Annotated in this window: 11 protein-coding genes; 8 read left to right on the top strand and 3 right to left on the bottom strand. The window is 74.6% G+C overall.

Features of this window, described 5'->3' with window-relative positions; genetic code table 11:
* Positions 1 to 88: 88 nt before the first annotated feature.
* On the bottom strand, positions 89 to 1,492 hold the full coding sequence (locus tag ABZ208_RS18660; protein WP_356910553.1) for a deoxyguanosinetriphosphate triphosphohydrolase: 1,404 nt from the start codon (positions 1,490 to 1,492) through the stop codon (positions 89 to 91).
* Positions 1,493 to 1,526: 34 nt separating this feature from the next.
* On the bottom strand, positions 1,527 to 2,276 hold the full coding sequence (locus tag ABZ208_RS18655) for a sirohydrochlorin chelatase (RefSeq protein WP_356910552.1): 750 nt from the start codon (positions 2,274 to 2,276) through the stop codon (positions 1,527 to 1,529).
* A gap of 308 nt (positions 2,277 to 2,584) precedes the next feature.
* Between ABZ208_RS18655 and ABZ208_RS18650 the strand changes: the two genes are divergently transcribed.
* The 5 genes from ABZ208_RS18650 (at position 2,585) to ABZ208_RS18630 (ending at position 15,632) form a co-directional block, all read left to right on the top strand.
* Entirely contained in the window at positions 2,585 to 3,460 is an 876-nt protein-coding gene (locus ABZ208_RS18650) for a DUF4132 domain-containing protein (protein ID WP_356910551.1), read from the top strand.
* A complete protein-coding gene (locus tag ABZ208_RS18645; protein WP_356910550.1) occupies positions 3,457 to 8,502 on the top strand; it encodes a hypothetical protein in 5,046 nt (1,681 codons plus the stop codon). The genes ABZ208_RS18650 and ABZ208_RS18645 overlap by 4 nt, the downstream gene beginning before the upstream one ends.
* Positions 8,499 to 9,665, top strand: a complete 1,167-nt coding sequence (locus ABZ208_RS18640; RefSeq protein WP_356910549.1) for an AAA family ATPase — start codon at positions 8,499 to 8,501, stop codon at positions 9,663 to 9,665. Before ABZ208_RS18645 ends, ABZ208_RS18640 begins: the two co-directional genes overlap by 4 nt.
* 241 nt (positions 9,666 to 9,906) lie before the next feature.
* Positions 9,907 to 13,809, top strand: a complete 3,903-nt coding sequence (locus ABZ208_RS18635) for a DUF5682 family protein (RefSeq protein ID WP_356910548.1) — start codon at positions 9,907 to 9,909, stop codon at positions 13,807 to 13,809.
* Positions 13,806 to 15,632, top strand: coding sequence for a hypothetical protein (locus tag ABZ208_RS18630; RefSeq protein WP_356910547.1), 1,827 nt, complete (start codon positions 13,806 to 13,808; stop codon positions 15,630 to 15,632). Before ABZ208_RS18635 ends, ABZ208_RS18630 begins: the two co-directional genes overlap by 4 nt.
* Here ABZ208_RS18630 and ABZ208_RS18625 read toward each other — a convergent pair.
* Complete coding sequence (locus ABZ208_RS18625) at positions 15,530 to 16,303, bottom strand: hypothetical protein (protein ID WP_356910546.1); 774 nt, start codon at positions 16,301 to 16,303, stop codon at positions 15,530 to 15,532. The two genes, ABZ208_RS18630 and ABZ208_RS18625, sit on opposite strands and share 103 nt — an antisense overlap.
* A gap of 69 nt (positions 16,304 to 16,372) precedes the next feature.
* Between ABZ208_RS18625 and ABZ208_RS18620 the strand changes: the two genes are divergently transcribed.
* From ABZ208_RS18620 to ABZ208_RS18610, 3 genes are all read left to right on the top strand, one after another.
* Positions 16,373 to 17,089 (top strand): ElyC/SanA/YdcF family protein, encoded by a 717-nt coding sequence (locus tag ABZ208_RS18620; RefSeq protein WP_356910545.1) that lies wholly within the window; start codon positions 16,373 to 16,375, stop codon positions 17,087 to 17,089.
* A gap of 63 nt (positions 17,090 to 17,152) precedes the next feature.
* Positions 17,153 to 17,734, top strand: coding sequence for a TIGR03086 family metal-binding protein (locus ABZ208_RS18615; protein ID WP_356910544.1), 582 nt, complete (start codon positions 17,153 to 17,155; stop codon positions 17,732 to 17,734).
* Between the two features lie 121 nt (positions 17,735 to 17,855).
* Positions 17,856 to 20,003, top strand: coding sequence for a molybdopterin oxidoreductase family protein (locus tag ABZ208_RS18610; protein ID WP_356910543.1), 2,148 nt, complete (start codon positions 17,856 to 17,858; stop codon positions 20,001 to 20,003).
* The last annotated feature ends 172 nt before the right edge of the window (positions 20,004 to 20,175 follow it).

Genomic DNA, 20,175 nt, shown 5'->3' with positions numbered 1-20,175 from the left:
GCGAGCGTCCCGCACGGAGCGTGATGACGAAAGAGGGGCTACCTTCCGGGCGTGTCATATCAGGATGAACCGGTGGACCCTCCCGTGCTCAGCCAGGGTGCCGCCGGTCGGTGAGGCGGGCGTGGAGGGTGCGGGCGGAGGCGTCGGTGAGGCTGGCGATCTGGTCGACGATCACGCGCTTGCGGGCCCGGTCGTCCGGCGCCGCCTCGTACCAGGCGCGGAACTGCGGCTCGAGACCCTCCGGGGCACGGGCGGTGAGCGCGTGCGCCAGCTCCGCGAGCACCACGCGCTGGTCCGCGCGCAGGGTCTCCTGCTCTGCACGCTGCATGACATAGCGGTCGGCGACGGCCTTGAGCACCGCGCACTCGTTGCGGGTCTCGCGGGGGACCACCAGCTCGGCCGCGTACCGCGTGAGACGGCCGGAGCCGTACGCCTCGCGGGTCGCTCCCTCGGCGGCCAGGCAGAACCGGCCGATCATCTGGCTGGTGGCGTCCTTGAGGCGGGCCTGGGCGACGGCCGACCCGTCGTAGTGGTGCGGCCACCACACCTGGTCGACCAGCCGGTCCAGGGCGTCGGACAGCTCGTGCGGGTCGGTGTCCTCGGGTACGTACCGCCCGATCGCCACGGCCCAGACGGCCTCGCGCTCGGTCCGGGACATCAGGCAGTTCGGGTCGATGTGGCCCGCGTGCAGTCCGTCCTCGAAGTCGTGGACCGAATACGCGACGTCGTCGGACCAGTCCATGACCTGGGCCTCGAAGCACTTGCGGTACGCCGGGGCCCCCGTGCGCGCCCATTCGAAGACCGGCAGGTCGTCCTCGTACACCCCGAACTTCACCGAACCCGGCTCGGTGGGGTGTCCGCCACGCGGCCAGGGGTATTTGGTCGCGGCGTCGAGGACGGCACGGGTGAGGTTGAGGCCGACGCTGACCGGTTCGCCGGTGCTCTCGCTGTGGATGAACCGCTTGGGCTCGATGCGGGTCAGCAGCCGCAGCGACTGGGCGTTGCCCTCGAAGCCGCCGCAGTCCTTCGCGAAGTCGTTGAGCGCCTGCTCGCCGTTGTGCCCGAAGGGCGGGTGGCCCATGTCGTGGGCGAGGCAGGCCGCCTCGACGAGGTCGGGGTCGCAGCCCAGCGCCGCACCCAGCTCCCTCCCGACCTGGGCGCACTCCAAGGAGTGGGTCAGCCGGGTGCGCGGGCTGGCGTCCCAGGCGTGGCTGCGGGTGCCGGGCGTGACCACCTGGGTCTTGCCGGCCAGGCGGCGCAGCGCCGAGGAGTGCAGGACGCGGGCACGGTCGCGCTGGAAGGCGGTGCGGCCGGGACGCTTGTCCGGCTCGGCAGCCCAGCGTTCGGTGGCGGTCTCGTCGTAGATGTCGGGGTCGTACGCGTCGGGGCCGAAGGGTGAGAGGTGGTACGGAGCGGTGCCGTACGCGCCGGAGCCGTGCACGCCGGGCGTGGACGAGGCGCTGCTGCCGGTGGGGCCGGTGGTGCCATCCATGCACCGAAGGTATCCGGATCAGCTGACACTCGGGCTATGCGGCGGCCAGTTCGAGCCTCTGGGGCGTGTGCGAGCGGCTGAGCGCCTCGTCGTAGCGGTGCAGCAGCAGCCGGGCGAGGGCCGGGTGGGCACCGAGCGGCTCGGCCGCCACCCAGGGTGCGGCGGCGGCGCTGCGGGCGGCGAAGAGGCCGGGGGCGGCGAAGTACGAGGCGACGGCTATGCGGTGCCGGCCGCGGGCGGTGAGCGCGCGGACGGCCGTGGGGACGGTGGGTGCGAGGGCGGAGGCATAGGCGGGGACGACGGGCACGCCGCCGAGCCGTTCGCTGAGCAGGTCCGCGGTGCGGCGGGTGTCGGCGGCCGATTCCGGGTCGCGGGAACCCGCGGAGGCGAGGACCACTCCCGCACTGCGGCTGGTGCCGTCCTCGGGCCGGAAGCCCGCCTCGGCGAGCCGGGAGCACAGCGCTTCCACCAGGAGCGGGTGCGGGCCGAGCGGCTCGGCGACACGCAGCTGCGCGCCGGGGTGCGCCGCCGCGGCCAGCGGCAGGTCGTGCTTGACGTGGTAGCCGCGGCTGAGCAGCAGCGGGACGAGCACGCCGCGGGCGGGCAGGGCGGCGAGGGTGTCGCCGAGCAGCGGCTCGTTCAGCTCGATGTGGCCGAGCCGGACATCGAGCCCGGGGCGGAGCTCGCGGACGTGGTCGAGGAGAGCGGAGACGGTGCGCACGGCGCGCGGGTCGCGGCTGCCGTGGGCGACGGCGACGAGGGTGGGCCGGTCGGTCGGGGGCATACGCGGCGGGTTCCGTTCAGTCTGACGTGACTCAGCTGGGTGCCGAGCTGGGCGGTGATGCGCGTGAGCAGCTGCGCGGTCGAGTCGAGGGGCAGGGAGTCACGAAGGTGTTCCGGCTCCGTCATGCACCGATGGTGACCCGCGCAGGTTGCCGGGTTGTTGCGTGAGGGTGACGGGTCTTTTCCACAGGCTCACTGCCTCCCGCCGGCGCTGTCAGTCCCCTCACCTACTGTGATCGCCAACGGAACCGGCTGGGGTTCCGAGCAGGGTCGTGGGCGGTCGGGGACCGTCGGGGAGGCGGTCTCGCCATGGGCTGGATCGAGACGGAGCACGGCGGCTACGCCGTGACGCTGGACGGCACGCATGTGCTGTGCCGCAACGCCGCGGGGCGCACGCTGAAGCAGGTGCCGCCCAAGCTGAAGGACGACGCGGCGGTGGTGCGGCTGCGGCAGCTCGCCGAGTGGCTGGAGCGGCACGCGCGCGAGTGCCGGGAGCAGGTGGACACCTGGCTGGTGCGCTCGCTGCCGGTGCCCGTGGCGCTGCTGGCCAGAGTGTGGCCGGACGCGGCGTGGCAGGCGGCGCTGCGCGATCTGGTGGTGGCTCCGCCGGCGGCCGACGGGTCGGCGGACATGGCGCGGGCGGGATTCCTGCGGGACGCCGACCCGCAGAAGGGCGCCGGGATCGTCGACCTGGACGGCGACTCTCGGCGGCTCGCGTGCGAGACGGTGCTGATACCGCATCCGGTGCTGCTGGAAGACCTGGACGATCTGCGGGAGTTCGCGCTGGAGCTCGAGGTCGAGCAAGGCGTGGAGCAGCTGTTCCGGGAAGTGTGGCGGCGCCCGGACGACGCCGGCGGCCTGCACTGGCGCGCGTACGAGAACGGGAAGTTCGCCCAGCTGCGGCATGCGACCGGACGGGCGGTGGCGCTCGGCTACCGGGTGCGCGGCGGTGAGGCGGTGTGCCCGCTGGTGGAGTTCGGTCGTCCGCTGGAGGCGGCGTACTGGCTGGGCGACGAGTATCCGGACGCCGAGTCGCTGACAGGGTCACTGGAGTGGCGGGACCGGCACGGGCGTCAGGTGCCGCTCGCCGAGGTCGGGCCGGTGGCCTGGTCGGAGGGCGAACGGATGGCCGCGCTGGTGTACGCCGGGCGCGTGGCCGTTGACGAGGAGGGGGAGCTGCGGTGACGACGACGGGAGCGGCTGGATCGACGACGGCGGAATCGGGGGAACCGGTGGACGGACAGCAGGACGCGGGGCTGCGCGCGGCGCAGCTCCTCGAGGCCGGTGCGGTACTGCCGCTCGGCGCAGACGGCGGGTTTTCCGGGGACGGCGGCGGTGACGGGCTGACGGCGCGGGCGTACGAGCACCCGGTGCTCCAGGGGCGCACGGTGGTGCGGCTGGTGCCCGGGGCCATCGGGCCGGCCGAGGATCTCGCCCTGGAGTACCTGGGGTTCACGGGAGCAGGGGCCGAGCCGGTGGGGCGCGTGAAGCGCCGGTCGCTCGGGTTCCCCGCATGGGCGCTGGTCCACGACCCCGACCGCGGCCATCACGCGCTGGCCGTGGTCAAGGAGATGGAGCGCCTCACGCGGCTCGTCGCGACCAAACCGGGCCTGGCCAAGGAGGGGTTCGACGACATCGGGGCGCGGCTGGACCGTTCGGTGCCGCACTTCCTTCCGACGTTCTACGAGCAGGCCGGACGGCTGCTCCTGGCCGTCGACGCGAAGCAGCAGGCCTCGGTGTTCTTCGGCAAGGCGCGGGCAGCCGAGCAGCGGCACGCGCTGGCGGTCGACGAGGACCGGCTGCGCGAGGTGTTCCTGGAGTTCGCCGGGGCGGGCGCGCTCACCGCCAAGTCCCTGCGGGACTACGCGAAGGGGCTGGCCGTCCGGCTGGCGTCCGAGGAGGCGTACGCGCAGTTCCGTACGGTGTGCCTGGAGCGGTGCGCGGCCGGCCTGGCGCCGTACACGGGCATGGTCGAGGACCTGCGGCGGCTCGCGAAGAGCGCGGGGCTCGACGCGGCGGCCGAGGAGCGTGCGCTGATCGCACGGATCGTCCACACCGGCGCGGTGAACCGCGCGCCCGCGGCCTTCTGGAAGGCGGCGCTGCCGGCACTGACCGCGGTGGCCGCCGAGGACCGGGGGGTGCGGGAGCGGCTGCTGGAGCTGTTCCCTGACGCGGGCGGCGACCATCCGGAGCAGTTCGACGCGGCGTGGCTCGATGTGCTGGACAGGTGCGGCGCGGTGGAGCTGCTGCTGGACGGGACCGTGGCTGCGGCCGAGTGGCTGTCGTCGTGGGCACGGCACCGGCAGCGCGACTGGCGCGGTATGAAAAGGCTCGCGGCAGAACTGACCCTGCTGGAGCGGCTGGCGGCGCGCCTGGTCGCCGAGGGCACGCCGGTGCGTCTGATGAAGGGCGGCGGCTGGCGCACCACGGTCGACCTGGACCTGCTCGACGCGTGTCTGGCATCGGGCGTGCCCGTCGAGCCGCCCTCGGCCGGCGCGGAGAACCTGGAGCTCAGCCCCTGGCTGACGGACGAGGGTGACGGGCGCAGGGACTTGGCGGCGCTGACCGCCGATCCCCGGTTCGGCCCGCTGCTGCGCGGCGGGGTGGAGCGGATGGCCGGTACCAATGAAGCGTCGGCACGGCTCCAGCAGATCGCGGAGCACCCGGCGCTGCGCACGGTGCTGGCGTCCTGGCTCGCCGAACGAGCGGGCGAGCTGGGCCGGCCGCTGGGCCTGCCTGGGCTCGGGAAGCTGCTGAGCCGGGTGGAGAGGTTCTCCTCGCACGCGGTGCTGTCTGCGGCGCCGCAGGCCGTGGAGCGTATCGCCGCGTTCTCCCCCGCCGGGGCTCTGGCGCGCACCCTGCGCGCGGGGATCTTCGACGAGCTGGGCTGGCCGGCGCTGGAAGAGGCGCTGGAAGGGCTCGGCAAGGTCAATCCGATGGCGGCCGGGCAACGGCACGGCTATCTGGCCGACGCGTTCTACCGGATGGCGGACGCCTGGCCCGCGCTGATCGTCCGGGTCGGCACCCGGGTGGCGCTGGTTGGACCGGACGCCGTGCTGGAACGTCGCGACCTCACGCTGCCCGCGGCGTCCACGTCCGCGTACGACGTCCCGACCGTGCGCCATGTGGGCGGCCAGTGGCTGGTCGCCAACGGGCACGGCGCGGACCGGCGCGCAGTGTGGACGGGGCGGCCGGCCGATGTGTTCAGGCCCGGCGGCGAGTTGCACGACCACTGGACCTCCACCCAGTACGCGACACTGCAACTGCCCGACGGCAGCCGTACGTTCGGCGGCCGACCGGTCCAGCCGGGCGACACCTCGTTCGCACCCGAGCGGCGGCCGGTCGCGTCGGACGGCATCTCCTTGTGGGTGCTGCACGACAGGGAATGGTGGGACTACGACCCTGGGTCCGCGCGCAGGGGCAGGGTCTCGGTGCCCGCCTTCTTCGACTCGGCGCTGGCCGAGGGTGAGGGAGCGGCCCCAGGAGGCGGGAGCGTCCTTCTGGCCCACGCCTGCCGGCTGCTGCCGGTGCAGCCGGGCCTGGAGTCCTCGCCGTTCGGCAGCAAGGACGGCCTGGTCGGCTGGTGGGTGCGGCACGACCCGCAGGCCGGGACGCTCACCGCGTGCAGCGTGGACGGCACCCGCAGCCCGGCCGTCCCGGTGCCCCCGGACAGCCGGACCGATCGTCTGACGCACGACATTCCGCTGCCGCCGCTGCGGCTGCCGGGCGGGGCCGTCCTGCATCCACGCGAGACGCGCGGCTTCGACGCCGTGATCCATCTGTACGACACCGAGGGTGTGGCGCTGGCCGCCCTGCAGGAAGGCGACCGGGGCAGGGCCGTCGCCGAGGGCACGTCCCTGGTGCCACCGGTGAGCCACTGGCATGCACTGCGGCCGCGTGACGAGCAGGGCTCGGCGGCGCTGCGGTCGGTCACGGACAAGGACGCGGACCTTCTGCTGGCGGCCGTGGCGGCCGGGGCTGAACCACAAGCGGCCGTCAGGGAGTTGCTGCCATCGATCACCCACCCCTCCCTCGTCGCGGGCGTGGCCGGTCACGTGGCGGAAGCCGCGCGGCACGCCAGGCGTATCGGCGTCATCGCGGAGCGCTCGGCGAAGGCACCAAAGGTGGCCGAAGAGGCCGGGCCGAAGCAGGCCGTGCGGCATGCGAACGACGGCCGGCTGCGCGACGCACTCAGCGGATTCACCGGCTCCGCGCACTTCTACGGCGTCCGTTCCTGGGAGCGCAGCCCCACCACGGTCATGGACCAGCTGCGGGCGCTGCGCACGGTGCTGGCGCCTGACGGCGAGGCCGGCAAGGTGCCGCTGGCCGGCACCGGCGTGGGCTGGCTGACGCTGCCCGGCGAAGGCCTTGCGGCCGCCGCGGTGCGAGCGGCGTCGCCGACGACGGACGAGGCGGAGCGGGCCGCGCTGCTGGAGTTCCTCGACGCCGCCCTCGAGGTGCGTGCGGGTGCGCCGGAGGGCGGTGACGCGGTGCTCGCCGATCCGCGGGGCAGGCTGCGGATCGTCCAGCTGCGGGCGGAACGGGTCCCCAACGGCTCCCAGCGGCTGGGCGAGGTGCGGCACACCGGCAAGCGCCGTCTGCTGATCGTGGCGTGCCAACGCACGGACGAGCGGCACGACTTCTTCAACGGCATCGAGTACGACCCGGAGGGCGCCTTCGGCGCCTGGGACGGCTTCACGCTCATCGAGTCGGAGGTGCTGGGAGCGGCAGGCGACCCGGTGCGTGAGGAGGCCGTGCGCCGGCTGGTCGACGAGGTGCGGGCCCGCGGGCCGGTGCCCTACCGGCCGGAACAGGCACAGGAGTTCGCCGCCCTGGTCGGTGTCGGGGCCGTGACCGGCGCGCTGCTGCTGCTCGGGCTCCCCGGTCTGAACGGCTACGGCAGGGACGGGCTGCTCCCTGCGGAGTATCTCGCCCCGCTCGGCGCCAAGAGCGCGCACGCACAGGCCGGGCGCGGGGTGCTGACCTCCATGAAGCCTGCGGAACGGACCGCCTTCGCCGCACAGTTGCTGCCCGCCGAGCCGCAGCGGGTGAGCGAGCTGTGGACGGACGGCTTCGATCTGGCGCCGCTGACCGGGGCCTGGGTCGCGGCGCGCGGGAAGCGGCGCGTTGCTTCCGACGCGCTGATCGCCCGGATGGTGAGCGAGGTCGGCTCGGGCACGGTCCTCGACTCCGTGCTGAACCCGCAGGCGCAGCCGGCGATCACCGGCCGGACCGAGCAGCCGTGCGGCGACGACGGACCCATGCCCGTGGATCCACAGCTGCTGCTCACCACATCCGAGTTGACCTCGTACGTGTCCATGCTGCGCTGGCTCGCCTACCGGCTCCCGTACGGCGACCCGCTGCGCGAGGTGCTGCCCCTCACACTGCGGATGCTGCGCGAGCGACTGGCCGACCCGGGGCTGCTGCTCCACGTGGGAGTGGACTGGGACAAGGACGGCGCGTCGATGTCGATGCGGTTGCGCGAGGCGCACGGGCTGCCGTCGACCGCGGGCTCCGGGCCGCGTCCCAGTGGTTTGGTGGAGCTGTCGGACGCGATCGTGCTCGCGCCGATGCGGTACCGGTCGGAGTGGGAGTCGGTGTGGGTGCGTCCCGCAGCGGTCCTGTCGGGAGCGGTCGCCGGAGAGGGGGACACCGACCATCCGGCGCTGCAACTGCTGTCCGGGCTCGCGGGCGAATCGGTGACGCTCAGGGCGCTGCGCACGGTCCTGGGCGAGGAGCTCACGACGCTGGTCACCGCCGACGGGCCGACCGGTGCGCCGCAGCATCCGCAGGTGAGTGCGCCGGAGCTGGTGGCGGAGGCGGCCGGACGGTTCGGGCTCTCCGAGGACGCGGCCACGCTCTATCTGATGCTGCTGGCGCTGCCCGACCCGACCGACCGCAATCAGGCGGAGTGGACGGGCTGGAAGCCGGCCCGGCTGAAGAAGGCCCGTGCCGAACTGGCCGCCACCGACCTGGTGGTGGAGGCCAAGCGGGCGCGGGCGGGACGTTCGCTGTTCCTGCCCGGCGGCTGGCTGGAGCAGAAGACCCCGCGGCTGCCTGCCGAGAGCTGGAAAGCACCGCTGCTGCCCGCGATCGGGAACGGCTTCGTGGTACCCGACCGGCCGGTGGAGCAGCTGTACGCGGCAGCGTGGCAGCGGGTGGTGAGCGGTGACGCACCAGGGTTCGAGGAGTTCAAGGGCCGTGGCGGCCGGGGAGGTTCACGATGAGCACGCGGAACGGGTCGGGCGGTGGCGGCGCGGGGAGCGGGACGCGGCAGGTCGAGCTGCCGGAGGACCGGTACGCGCACGAGCTGGAGTTCCTCGCCGGGTACGACGAGGGGCCGAGGCCGCCGGGCTGGCGGATGACGCCGCGTGCCGTCGTGCTGTTCGTGTGCGGCTCGGGCGGCGAGCCGCTGCGCGCGCCGGACGGCCAAGAGCTGGTGGTGTCGCGCAAGTTCGTCGGCGACCGTGCACTGGTCGAGCGGTGCGTGGTGACGCTGGCGGGCGAGCGTGGACTGCTGCTGGTCGGCGAGCCGGGCACGGCCAAGTCGATGCTGTCGGAGCTGCTGTCCGCCGCGGTCTGCGGCACGAGCGCGCTGACCGTGCAGGGCACGGCGGGTACGACGGAGGATCAGCTGCGGTACGGCTGGAACTACGCGATGCTGCTCGCCAAGGGCCCGAGCCGGGAGGCACTTGTGCCCTCTCCCGTGCTCACCGCGATGTCGCGGGGCGCGGTGGCCCGGGTCGAGGAGGTCACCCGCTGTCTGCCCGAGGTGCAGGACGCGCTGGTCTCGCTGCTCTCGGAGCGCCGGATGTCCGTACCGGAACTGGCCGGTGGTGACGTCGCGGACGGCACCGTGCACGCGGTGCCCGGCTTCACGCTGATCGCCACGGCCAACCTGCGGGACAAGGGCGTGTCGGAGATGTCCGCCGCGCTGAAGCGCCGGTTCAACTTCGAGGAGGTCGGCCCGATCGGCGACATCGAGGCCGAGACGGAGCTGGTGCGCGGTCAGGCCACGGCGGCGCTGGCACGTTCCGGCGCCGCGTTCTCGGTGGACGACGCCGTGCTGGAGGCGCTGGTGACGGCGTTCCGGGATCTGCGGAGCGGGCGCAGCGCCGAGGGCTGGGAGGTGGAGCGGCCCTCGACGGTGATGTCGACGGCGGAGGCGGTACATGTCGCCACGGCGATGGGGCTCGGGGCGGCGTATCTGGGCGACGGGCGGGACGTGGCGCGCACCCTGCCCGGCCATCTGCTCGGCACCGTGCGCAAGGACGATCCGGCCGATCATGCACGGCTGCTCGGGTACTGGGACGGGCCGGTACGGCGCCGGGCGGAGAGCGGGGCACCGCTGTGGCGGACACTGTGGGAGCTGCGCGATGAGCTCAGGTGAGCAGCCTCGCGGGCCGCTCGGAGCGCGGGGGCGGTCCGGACCCTCCGAGGCACCCGGACCCACCGGAGCCGACGCACCGCCCGAAGCCACCGGACCATCCGGAGCCGCCGCAGCGGTCGGTCCGGCCGAACACGCCGAAGCAGCCCCGTCGGGCCGGCCATCGGGAGCCACGGGATCACCCGGGCCCACCGGAGCCGGCGACCCCGGGCCCAGCGGAGGATCGGCGTCGCCCGCGCGGGCGGTGGCGGAGCTCGCCGGGTGCCGTGATCCGTATCTGATCGGAGTACGGCACCACTCCCCCGCGCTCGCGGCGGCGGTGCCCGCCCTGCTGGCCGAGGCGGCGCCGGAGGTGCTGTTCATCGAGCTGCCCGAGGAGTTCGCGCCGTGGCTGGAGCATCTGGCCGACCCGGCGACGGTGCCACCGGTCGCGCTCGCGGGCAGTGGGGGAGGCGGCGGACGCGGACTGGTGTTCCTGCCGTTCGCAGAGTTCTCACCGGAGCTGGCGGCCATCCGCTGGGCACGGGAGGCGGGCGTGCAGGTGGTGCCGTTCGATCTGCCGCTCGCGGCCCGGTGGGATGCCGGTTCGGATGCCGGGACGGATCCGGACGCCCGTCCTGCCGAGGATCCTCCTGCCGGTCCGGGCCCGGAGGCCGGCCCGGACGCCGGACCGGGTCGGGGGGCGGCTACCGGCGCGCAGCCGCGGTCGGGTACAGGCGCACGATCCGGTGCGCAGACCGGTCCGCGGACCGCCAGGCCGACCCGCGCCGGAGCGCTCGCGGCCGCGCTGCGGGCCAGGGCCGGCGGACGGCCCGGGGACGATCTGTGGGACCGGCTGGTGGAGGCGACCGCACCCGGCTCCGAACCCGAGGCGCTGCGGCGCGCCGCACTGGCCGTCGGCTGGGCACTACGCTCGGACACGGGTGCCGTCGACGCTCACGACCTGCGGCGCGAGGCGAACATGCGGCGTCATCTGCGGGCCTGGACAGGCCGGCGGGCGGCTGCGGTGATCGGTGCGTTCCACGCACCCGCGCTGCTGCCGGGGTCCGTCACCGCCCCGGCGGAGACGGAACTGTCGGCGGAGGGACCCGCGGTCGTCACCTCGCTGGTGCCGTACGCGTACGCACTGCTCGACGAGCGCTCCGGCTACCCCGCCGGGATCCGGGATCCGGAGTGGCAGCGGGGTGTGTTCCACGCGGCCGGCGATCACGGGCGGCTGGACGAGCTGCTGACCGGCACGGCCGTGCGGATCTGCGCCGCTGTACGGGACGCCGGGCATCCCAGCGGGCCCGCCGATGCCCGCGAAGTGGTGCGCATGGCACGCGACCTGGCGACCCTGCGCGGGCTGCCCGCCGCCGGACGGGGTGAACTGGCGGAGGCGGCCCAGACGGTGCTCACCCAGGGCCAGTTGCTGGGGCGGGGCCGGGTCGTGGCCGCCGCGATGGAGCGGGTCCTGGTCGGCACACGGCTCGGGCGGCTCGCGCCGGGCACGCCGCGTTCCGGACTCGGTCCCGCGGTGGAGGCGCTGCTCGGCGAACTGCGCCTGCCCTGGCCCGGCGAACCCGGGCGACGCGAGCTGCGGCTCGACATCCTGCGCAGCGACCTGGACCGGCGCCGCGAGATCTGTCTGAGACGGCTCACGCTCTGCCATGTCCCCTACGGGGAGGAGTCCCACGTCGCCGGTGTCGGCGACGCCGCCGCGCTCACGACCCAGTGGGCGGCGGCCTGGTCACCGTCCACGACGGCGATGCTCGACATGGCGGGCGTGCACGGCGTGACCCTCGAACAGGCCGCCGCGGGGATGCTGCGACGGCGGCGCCACGAGCAGCAGCGGCAGGGCGGCCCGACCGCCGCCGACGTCATCCAGGGGCTGACCGAAGCGGCGCGCTGCGCGCTTCCCGAGATCGCCCTCTCGCTGCTGGCCGAGGCGGCCGTGCTGCTCCCGGCCACCGGCACACTGCCCGAACTGCTGGCCGGGATGACCCTGTTGGACCGCATCCGCTCCGGGCATCTTGCGGGTCTCGGCGAGGCGTGGGAGCGTGCGGCGGTCGACGCGGCGTACGAGGAGCTCTCGGCGGCCGGTGTGCGCGCGCTCGACGGGCTCGCGGGCTCCACCGAGCCGGACGACGCCCGTGCGCTGGTGGCGCTCGCCGGCCGGGCCGATGCCCTCGGCGGCGGTCTGCGCCTCGCCGACGCACTGGCCCGTCTGGACACGTCGGCGACGCCGCTGATCCGGGGTGCGGCCGGCGCGGCGCGGGTGCTGCTGGGGCAGCGGGACGCGGGCGAGTTCGGCACCCGGCTGGCGTCCCGCACGGACAGCGCCACATCACCGGAACTGCGGACCGCACTGACCGGGTTCCTGCGCGGCACACTGCTCGCGGCGGGCCCGCTGATGGAGGCGGGCCGGGCGCTGGATCCGCTGTTGGAGCGGGTGGAGTCGCTCCCCGACCGTGACTTCCTGAACCGGCTCCCGGCACTGCGCGCTGGATTCGAAGCACTCGCCCCGGCGGCGCGCGCCCGCCTGCTCTCAGTGGTGGAGGACCGCACGGGCACGGCGGCCGGCACTCTCACGGGCCCCGTCACCGACCCGACGATCCTGGCCCTCCTGGCCGCGGCGGACCTGACGGGCCGCGAGGCGCTCACGGCAAGGCAGTTGCCGCCGGTCGCGGCGGCGACCGGGCCGGAGACCGCCCCGCCGGGCGATCCCGAAACCGCCCTTTTGGCCAACCCCGGCGCGGCGGCCGTCAGTACGCGTGCCCGCGCGCACCGCCACAGCGCCGAGTCCGGTCACGGCCTCGTCGGACCGCTCGGTCCCGGTGCCGCCCCCGCCGCGAACACGCCCGGGGCGGACCCCGCCCCACCCGGACCCACGACCGACCGGACCACCGCGTCGGATGCCGCGACAGCAAAGGACGCCCCCGCAGGCGCGGCGACCACCGGGCCGGAGACAGCCCCGACCGGTGTCCCGGGCGACCCCGGAACCCCCGAGAGCGGGGCACCTGCTGCCCCAACCGCCCCGGACGGACTCGGGGCCGGCGAGCGGTGGCGGCTTCTGCTCGGGCAGGGCCGGGAGTTGACCGGCAGTGCCGGGCGGGTGGCCGCCGCACTCGACGAGTTGTACGGGCGCGGGCGCGGTGAGGGCTCGCGCGGTGAGGACGGGTACGGCGGCAGCGGTCAGGGCGGCGGCACCGAGGCGCCGTACCCCGATGTCCGGGCCTGGGCCGAGGAGCTCACGGCCCTCTTCGGGCCCGGTGTGCGTGAGGAGGTGCTCGCAGCCGCCGCCGACGCCGGACGGCTCGACGCCGCCCTCGAGGTGGACCCCGCCTCCGCGCGGCCTTCCGTGGAGCTGCTGCGCACGGTCCTGTCCTACGCCGGCGGCATGCCCGAGCAGCAGCTCGCCCGGCTCCGGCCGCTGGTGGCCCGGCTGGTACGGGAGTTGACCGCAGCGCTCGCGAACCGGCTGCGCCCCGCGCTCACCGGGCTCGCCCGGCCGCGTCCCACCCGTCGCCCCGGCGGCCCGCTGGATCTCCCGCGCACACTGCGGGCCAACCTGGCGACCGCGAGCCGGGACCCCGCCACCGGGGCCGTCACGGTCCTGCCGGAGCGGCCGGTCTTCCGCACGCGCTCGCGGCGCGCCGCCGACTGGCGGCTGGTGCTCGTCGTCGACGTGTCCGGTTCCATGGAGGCCTCCACCATCTGGTCGGCGCTCACTGCCTCCGTCCTGGCCGGGGTCCCTGTCCTGAGCACGCACTTCGTCGCGTTCTCCACCGAGGTCCTCGACCTGACCGACCATGTCGACGACCCGCTGAGCCTGCTCCTCGAGGTCCGCGTCGGCGGCGGTACGAGCATCGCCCGCGGCCTGCGCCACGCGCGCGAGCTGGTGACCGTGCCGTCGCGCACGCTGGTCGTCCTGGTCAGCGACTTCGAGGAGGGCGGCCCGGTCGGCCCGCTGCTGTCCGAGGTGCGGGCGCTGGTCGACGCGGGCTGCCATGTGCTGGGCTGCGCCTCCCTGGACGACCGGGGCCGCCCGCGCTACTCGGCGGGCGTGGCGGGCAGGCTCGTCGCCGCGGGCATGCCGGTGGCCGCCCTCAGCCCTCTGGAACTGGCCCGCTGGGTCGGCGAACGCGTAGGAGGTACGCACCGGTGACCAGCCCCTCATCGCCCGCGCTGCCCCCGGTCACCGCCGATGTCGCGGCCGGTGCTCTGGAGCTGCTCCCGCAGCGCCTTCGCAAGCGCATCGACCCGGCCGTGGCCAAGGCCTCCGGCTGGCCGGTGGAGGCCACGCAGGACGGGGTGCGCGTCCGGGTGGACGCGGACACGTCCGTGACGCTGAAGGTCACGGACGGGATCGTGGCCCGCCCGGAGGACGCGGTCTGCGACTGCCTGCTGGCGCCTGCCTGCCTGCACCGCGCCGCGCTGCTGTCCAGCGCGCCGCTGGCCGAAACAGGGGCCGCCGGGCCCGCCGCCGTGGACCAGGCGGCGGGGGCGAGCCCTCAGCCGGACACCGCGCCGGACGAGCCGGACGCGGCCGCCGCACCGGAGGAGCCGGACGCGCCGGACGGCGGCGTCCAACCCCTCACCGCCGCGCAGCAGTCCGCTCTCATCGGGCTGCGGCGCGCCGCCACCGGCGTGCTCGTGGCGGGGGTCGCCGGAGGCGGGGCCGTACAGCGGGTGGAACTGCTGCACGCCGCGCACTCGGCGCGCATCGCCGGGCTGCCGCTGCCCGCCGCTGCCGCAGTGCGGATCGCACGGCGGCTTGACGAGGCGCGGTCCGGCGACCCCGGCTTCCGGCTGTCCGAGCTCTCGGCCGAGCTCGCGGGTCTGCTCGATCTTCTACGGCGCCCGGCCGACGCCGTCACGCCCGCCCGCCGTGCCTACCGGCCCGCCAAACCGCTGCGTCTGCACGGCCTGTTCACCGAACCGGTGGTCACCGCCTCCGGGTATGCGGGCGCGACCGGCTACGCACTCGCTCCCGACGGCGGGCTGCGCACGCTCTCGGACATCGCCCCCGGAGGTCCCGAGCGGGCCGCCGCGGCAGCCCTGTCACCGGTGCCCGGTGGCTGTGCGCTGTCGCTGCGCGAGTGGGGCGACGGCGGCGCGGTGATCCTCACCGACCCGACCGTGTCACCGGAGGGCAGGGTCGGCGGGGGTGCCCGCCGGCGTTCCGTACGGGCGCCTGGTGCGGCCTGGCACGAACCACCGCTCGATGCGCTGTGGCAGCGACCACCCGCGGACCAGCTCGCATCCGCGCTGGACTGGCTGCATCTGCCGGCCGACGACCGTCCGGCGGGCGGCGACCTGTTGTTCCTCACCGGAGTCATGACCGGTCAGGGCGGCTTCGCCGTCACGGGCGGTCCCACGCTGCGGCTGCTCGCTCCGGACGAGCGGCCCGAGTTGCCGTACGCGGAGAATCTCCGGCTGCTCGGTTCGTACCCAGGGCTCGCGCTGCGGCTGGCCGGCCGGGTCGTGCCGGACCGCCCGGACGGCATACGGGCGCTCGCCGCCGCCTGGAGGGGGCACGACGGCGGGACCGTACGCGTGGACCTGGGTCTGCGCCGGGTTCACCGCACCGATGTTCCCGCTCCGTCGGCCGCCTTCGCCCCGTGCCCTCCGCCTCCCGCGCTCCCCGTCGAGCTGGATCTGCTGCGCCGTGCCGTCCATCGTGCGATCGCGGGCGGCCGGGCCGTCACGGCAGCGGCCGCCGACGGTGAACTGCCGCGCAGGCTGCGGGCGGTGGGCCTCACCACGGGTGCGGACTGTGCACGGGCGCTGGCCGCAGCAGCGGCCGAGCGACGGCACGACGCCCTCGGGCGGCTGCTGCCCGGCGACCCGGACGCGTTCGCGACGGCATGGCTGGCGGCCGCGGTCTACGTGTCGGCGGCGGCCGGTTCACTGCTGGCGGCGGCATGGTCGGCAGCCGGCCCGGACGCGAGCCAGACCCGCAGCGGCCCGGCCGGGGTGCAGCCCTGACGGATCGCGGCGTCCAGGTCGTCCCCGTGCTCGTACCCGACGACGGGCGTGCCCGGCCACCGTCGGGCGACGGCGCCCAGGCAGCCGGCCCAGGCGCCGTCCAGGTCGTCGTCCACGGCGAACAGGTTCGAGACGCCCGCGGCCCCGGCGCCGAGGTTCACCACGGCTCCGGCGACGATGCGCCCCTGCCGCGTGCCGGACCGGGAGTGCGCGGCCAGGAAGGTGATCGCCGGGTCGGACAGGAGCTCCGGGCGGAACAGGCCGGCCAGGCCCTGTCCGCCGTCCCAGGCGGCCGCCCACTCGGTGAGTCCGGCGGGGCTCGTCACCTGCTTCCACTCGGTCTCCGGCGGCGCCGCGGGGGCGGGCAGATCGCCCGGGCGGTGCAGCCACTGCGCCTCGAAGAGCACGTCGAACCCCTCCGCCGTCAGATCGAGGGCCGCGAAGCTGTCCTTGACCGAGCAGCCGGCGCTCGCCGTGTCGACCGTGCCGAGGACGTCGTCGGCCCTCGCGTCCCGGGTCAGCGTCACCGCGTCGGGGTACAGCAGCGGTGTCCGCCGCGCGCTGGTCCAGGCGCGGGCGCCGAAGCCACCCGGCACTGCGTGGGCGCGGCACATCGCGTCGCACCACTCTGCGTTGTTGCGGGCCCCCACGAGCGCCCTCTCGGCCATCATGGCGGTGATCATGTCAGGAAGCCGTGCGGCTGACCGAACCTTTTGCCGCGGGACGACGTCTGACCTGGCATGAGGGGACCTCTGAAGAAGCTGCGCCTGCCCAGGAGCCTGCCGAGACCCCGGCTGCCGCGTTCGCGGCGCGCCCGGCGGCGGACCGTGCAGGCGGTCATGCTCGGGTGCGTGCTCGCGCTCGCGCCCGCGACCTGGATGCACGCGGTCGCCGACAGCCGGGTCCGTACCGCCGCCGAGGTCCCCGCACAGGAGGTCGCCGTCGTCTTCGGGGCCGGGCTGTGGAACGGCCGGCCCACGCCGTATCTCGCCCACCGCCTGGATGCCGCCGCCGAGCTGTACCGGACGGGCAAGGTCAAGGTCGTGCTGGTCACCGGCGACAACAGCCGGGCGGAGTACGACGAGCCCGACGCGATGCGCACGTATCTCGCCGAGCGCGGCGTGCCGGACAGGCGGATCGTCAGCGACTATGCCGGGTTCGACACCTGGGACTCGTGCGTACGGGCCAAGAAGATCTTCGGGGTCGATCACGCGGTCCTGGTGACACAGGGCTTCCACATCCGGCGCGCCGTCGCGCTGTGCAACGCGGCCGGGGTCGACGCGTACGGCGTCGGGGTCGTCGAGCCGCACGACGCGACCTGGTACTACGGCGGCGTACGGGAGATGTTCGCGGCCGGCAAGGCGTCACTGGACGCGGCGCTGCGGCCCGACCCGCACTTCCTCGGGGCGAAGGAGCCGGGGGTGCACGAGGCCCTGGCCGACGCCACCGGCCGCTGACACGCAGCGGCGCGTTCCCCGCCGGACTCGCGTCCCGGTCCGCGGCGCGCAACAGTGAACCGTATGGAAAACGACGTGGCAACGCTCCTGGCCCGGCACTCCGAGGCGCTCGCCCTGTTCACCGACCGCGTGCACGCCGTGCACACCGACCAATGGGACGATCCGACGCCGTGCACGGAGTGGTCCGTGCGCGATCTGGTCAACCACCTCACCGCTGAGCAGCTGTGGGTGCCCGATCTGGTGAGCGACGGGGCGTCGATCGCGGAGGTGGGCGACGCCTATGACGGAGACGTTCTCGGCAGCCGCCCCAAGACCGCCTGGGACGAGGCCTCGCGGGCAGCACGCAAGGCCTTCGCCGCCGAGGGGGCGCTGGAGCGGACCGTGCGGCTGTCGTACGGGGAGACTCCGGCGGTCGCGTACTGCGCGCAGATGATCACGGACGCGGTGGTGCATTCCTGGGACCTGTCACGGGCGATCGGCGCATCGGAGCGACTGCCGGACGAGCTGGTGGCCTTCGCTCTGGAGGAGGTCACTCCGTATGCGGCCGAACTGTCGAAGTCCGGGCTGTTCGCGCCGCCGATCGAGCCGCCACCGGGCGACAGCCACCAGTCCCGGCTCCTGGCAATGCTGGGCCGGCGCGGCTGACCCGGGGCCACGGCCCACGAGGTGTCCTCACCGGGCGGCGGGGTGCGCACGGAGCCAGGCGTACCCCGCTCGTAATGCGAAGCGTCCGTCCGCGTAACACGGACGTTCCACGCTGGGCACCATGCGCGACGAGACCATCCCGACCCACTGCCCGTACTGCGCCTTGCAGTGCGGCATGAATCTGCGCGCCACGCCTGCCTCCGGTGCGGGTGCCGGTGGCGATGCGGTCGTCGAGGTGGTGGAACGGGCCGATTTTCCCGTCAACCGGGGTGCGCTGTGCGGCAAGGGCCGCACCTCCCCCTCCCTGCTCTCCTCCCGGGTGCGCCTGACCGAACCGCTCGTCCGATCCCACGCCACAGGCCGGCTCGAGCCGGCCACCTGGGAGGAGGCCCTGGCCGCGATCGCGGACGGGCTGCGCCGTACGAGGGCGCAGCACGGCCCGGACGCGGTGGGAGTCTTCGGCGGCGGCGGTCTGACGAACGAGAAGGCGTACACGCTCGGCAAGTTCGCACGGGTCGTGCTCGGCACCTCGCAGATCGACTACAACGGGCGCTTTTGCATGTCGTCGGCGGCGGCCGCGCACAACAAGGCTTTCGGACTCGACCGGGGGCTGCCGTTCCCGCTGGAGGACATCGCCCGCACCGGGTGCGTGATCCTCGTCGGCTCCAATCTCGCCGAGACGATGCCGCCCGCCCTGCGCTATCTGACCGAGCTGAAGGAGAACGGCGGCAAGCTGATCGTCATCGACCCGCGCCGCACGAAGACCGCCGAGCAGGCCGATCTGCATCTGGCACCCCGGCCCGGCACGGATCTCGCGCTGGCGCTCGGGCTGCTGCACGTAGTGGTGGCCCAGGGGCGTACGGACGAGGAGTTCATCCGGTCCCGTACGAGCGGCTGGCCGGAGGCGAGGGCCGCGGCGATGGCGCACTGGCCCGAACTGGTCGAGCGGATCACCGGCGTCGGCGTGCCCCAGCTGCGCGAGGCGACAGCGATGTTCTGCGACGCGCCGACCGGGATGGTGCTCACCGCGCGCGGACCCGAGCAGCACTCCAAGGGCACGGACACCGTCAGCGCCTGGATCAATCTGTGCCTGGCCACCGGCCGGGCGGGCCGTCCGCTGTCCGGCTACGGGTGTCTGACCGGGCAGGGCAACGGGCAGGGCGGCCGGGAGCACGGCCAGAAGGCCGACCAGCTGCCGGGCTACCGCAAGCTGGACGACCCGGCGGCGCGCGCCCATGTCGCCGCGGTGTGGGGCGTGGAGCCACAGACGCTGCCAGGGCCGGGACGCAGTGCGTACGAGCTGCTGGACGCGCTGGGCCAGGACGTGAAGTCACTGCTGCTGATGGGGTCGAACCCGGTCGTGTCCGCGCCGCGTGCGGCGCACATCGAGGAGCGGCTGCGCTCCCTGGACTTCCTCGCCGTCGCGGACGTGGTGCTGTCGGAGACGGCCGTGCTGGCGGACGTGGTGCTTCCGGTCACCCAGTGGGCGGAGGAGACGGGTACGACGACGAACCTGGAGGGCCGGGTACTGCTGCGCCGCAAGGCCGTCGACGCGCCCCCCGGTGTACGCAGCGATCTCGAGGTGCTGGGCGCGCTCGCCGGACTGCTCGGCCACGAGAAGGGGTTCTCCTGCGACCCGGAGGAGGTCTTCGGCGAACTGCGCCGTGCGTCGGCGGGCGGTCCGGCGGACTATTCGGGCATCACGTACCGCAGGATCACACAGGAGAACGGCGTGTTCTGGCCGTGCCCGGACAACCCCGCCGGTGAGGGGGAGGGGCACGTCCACCCGGGGACGCCGCGGCTGTTCCTGGACCGGTTCGCGACGCCGGACGGGCTGGCCCGGTTCGTCCCGGTCGGCCACCGGCCCGCCGCCGAGGAGCCGGACGCGGAGTACCCGGTGCTGCTGACGACCGGGCGGGTCGTGGCCCAGTACCAGTCCGGCGCGCAGACCCGGCGGGTCGACGAGCTCAACGCGGCCGCGCCCGGGCCGTTCGTGGAGCTGCATCCGCAGCTCGCCGAACGCCTCGGGGTCCGTGAGGGGGACTCCGTCGCAGTGGTGTCGCGGCGCGGCCGGGCGGTGGGCCCGGCGCGCATCACGGGCGGCATACGGCCGGACACCGTGTTCATGCCCTTTCACTGGCCGGGCGAGGGCCGGGTCAACAGCGTGACGAATCCGGCGCTCGACCCGACCTCACGGATGCCCGAGTTCAAGGTGTGCGCCGTCCGCGTGGAACTCGCGCAGCAGCCCGCGCCGGTGGCCGCGGCCTGAGGTACGGGGGGCTTCAGGCCGGGCCCGGCGCGGTCCGTCCCGGTCCGCCGGCCTCGCAACCGGCCGGACCGCCGGGCCGGACGCACCGGATCGCAGGCTGCGAACCTCCAGAGCCGGCTGCCGCCCGATGAAGTCGCCTCTGCCCTGGAGCAGTCGACCAGTTGGACTACCG

It is taken from the genome of Streptomyces sp. NPDC006208 (assembly GCF_040613775.1).
Classification (GTDB): Bacteria; Actinomycetota; Actinomycetes; order Streptomycetales; family Streptomycetaceae; genus Streptomyces.
This window is presented reverse-complemented; position numbering and strand designations above follow the sequence as displayed.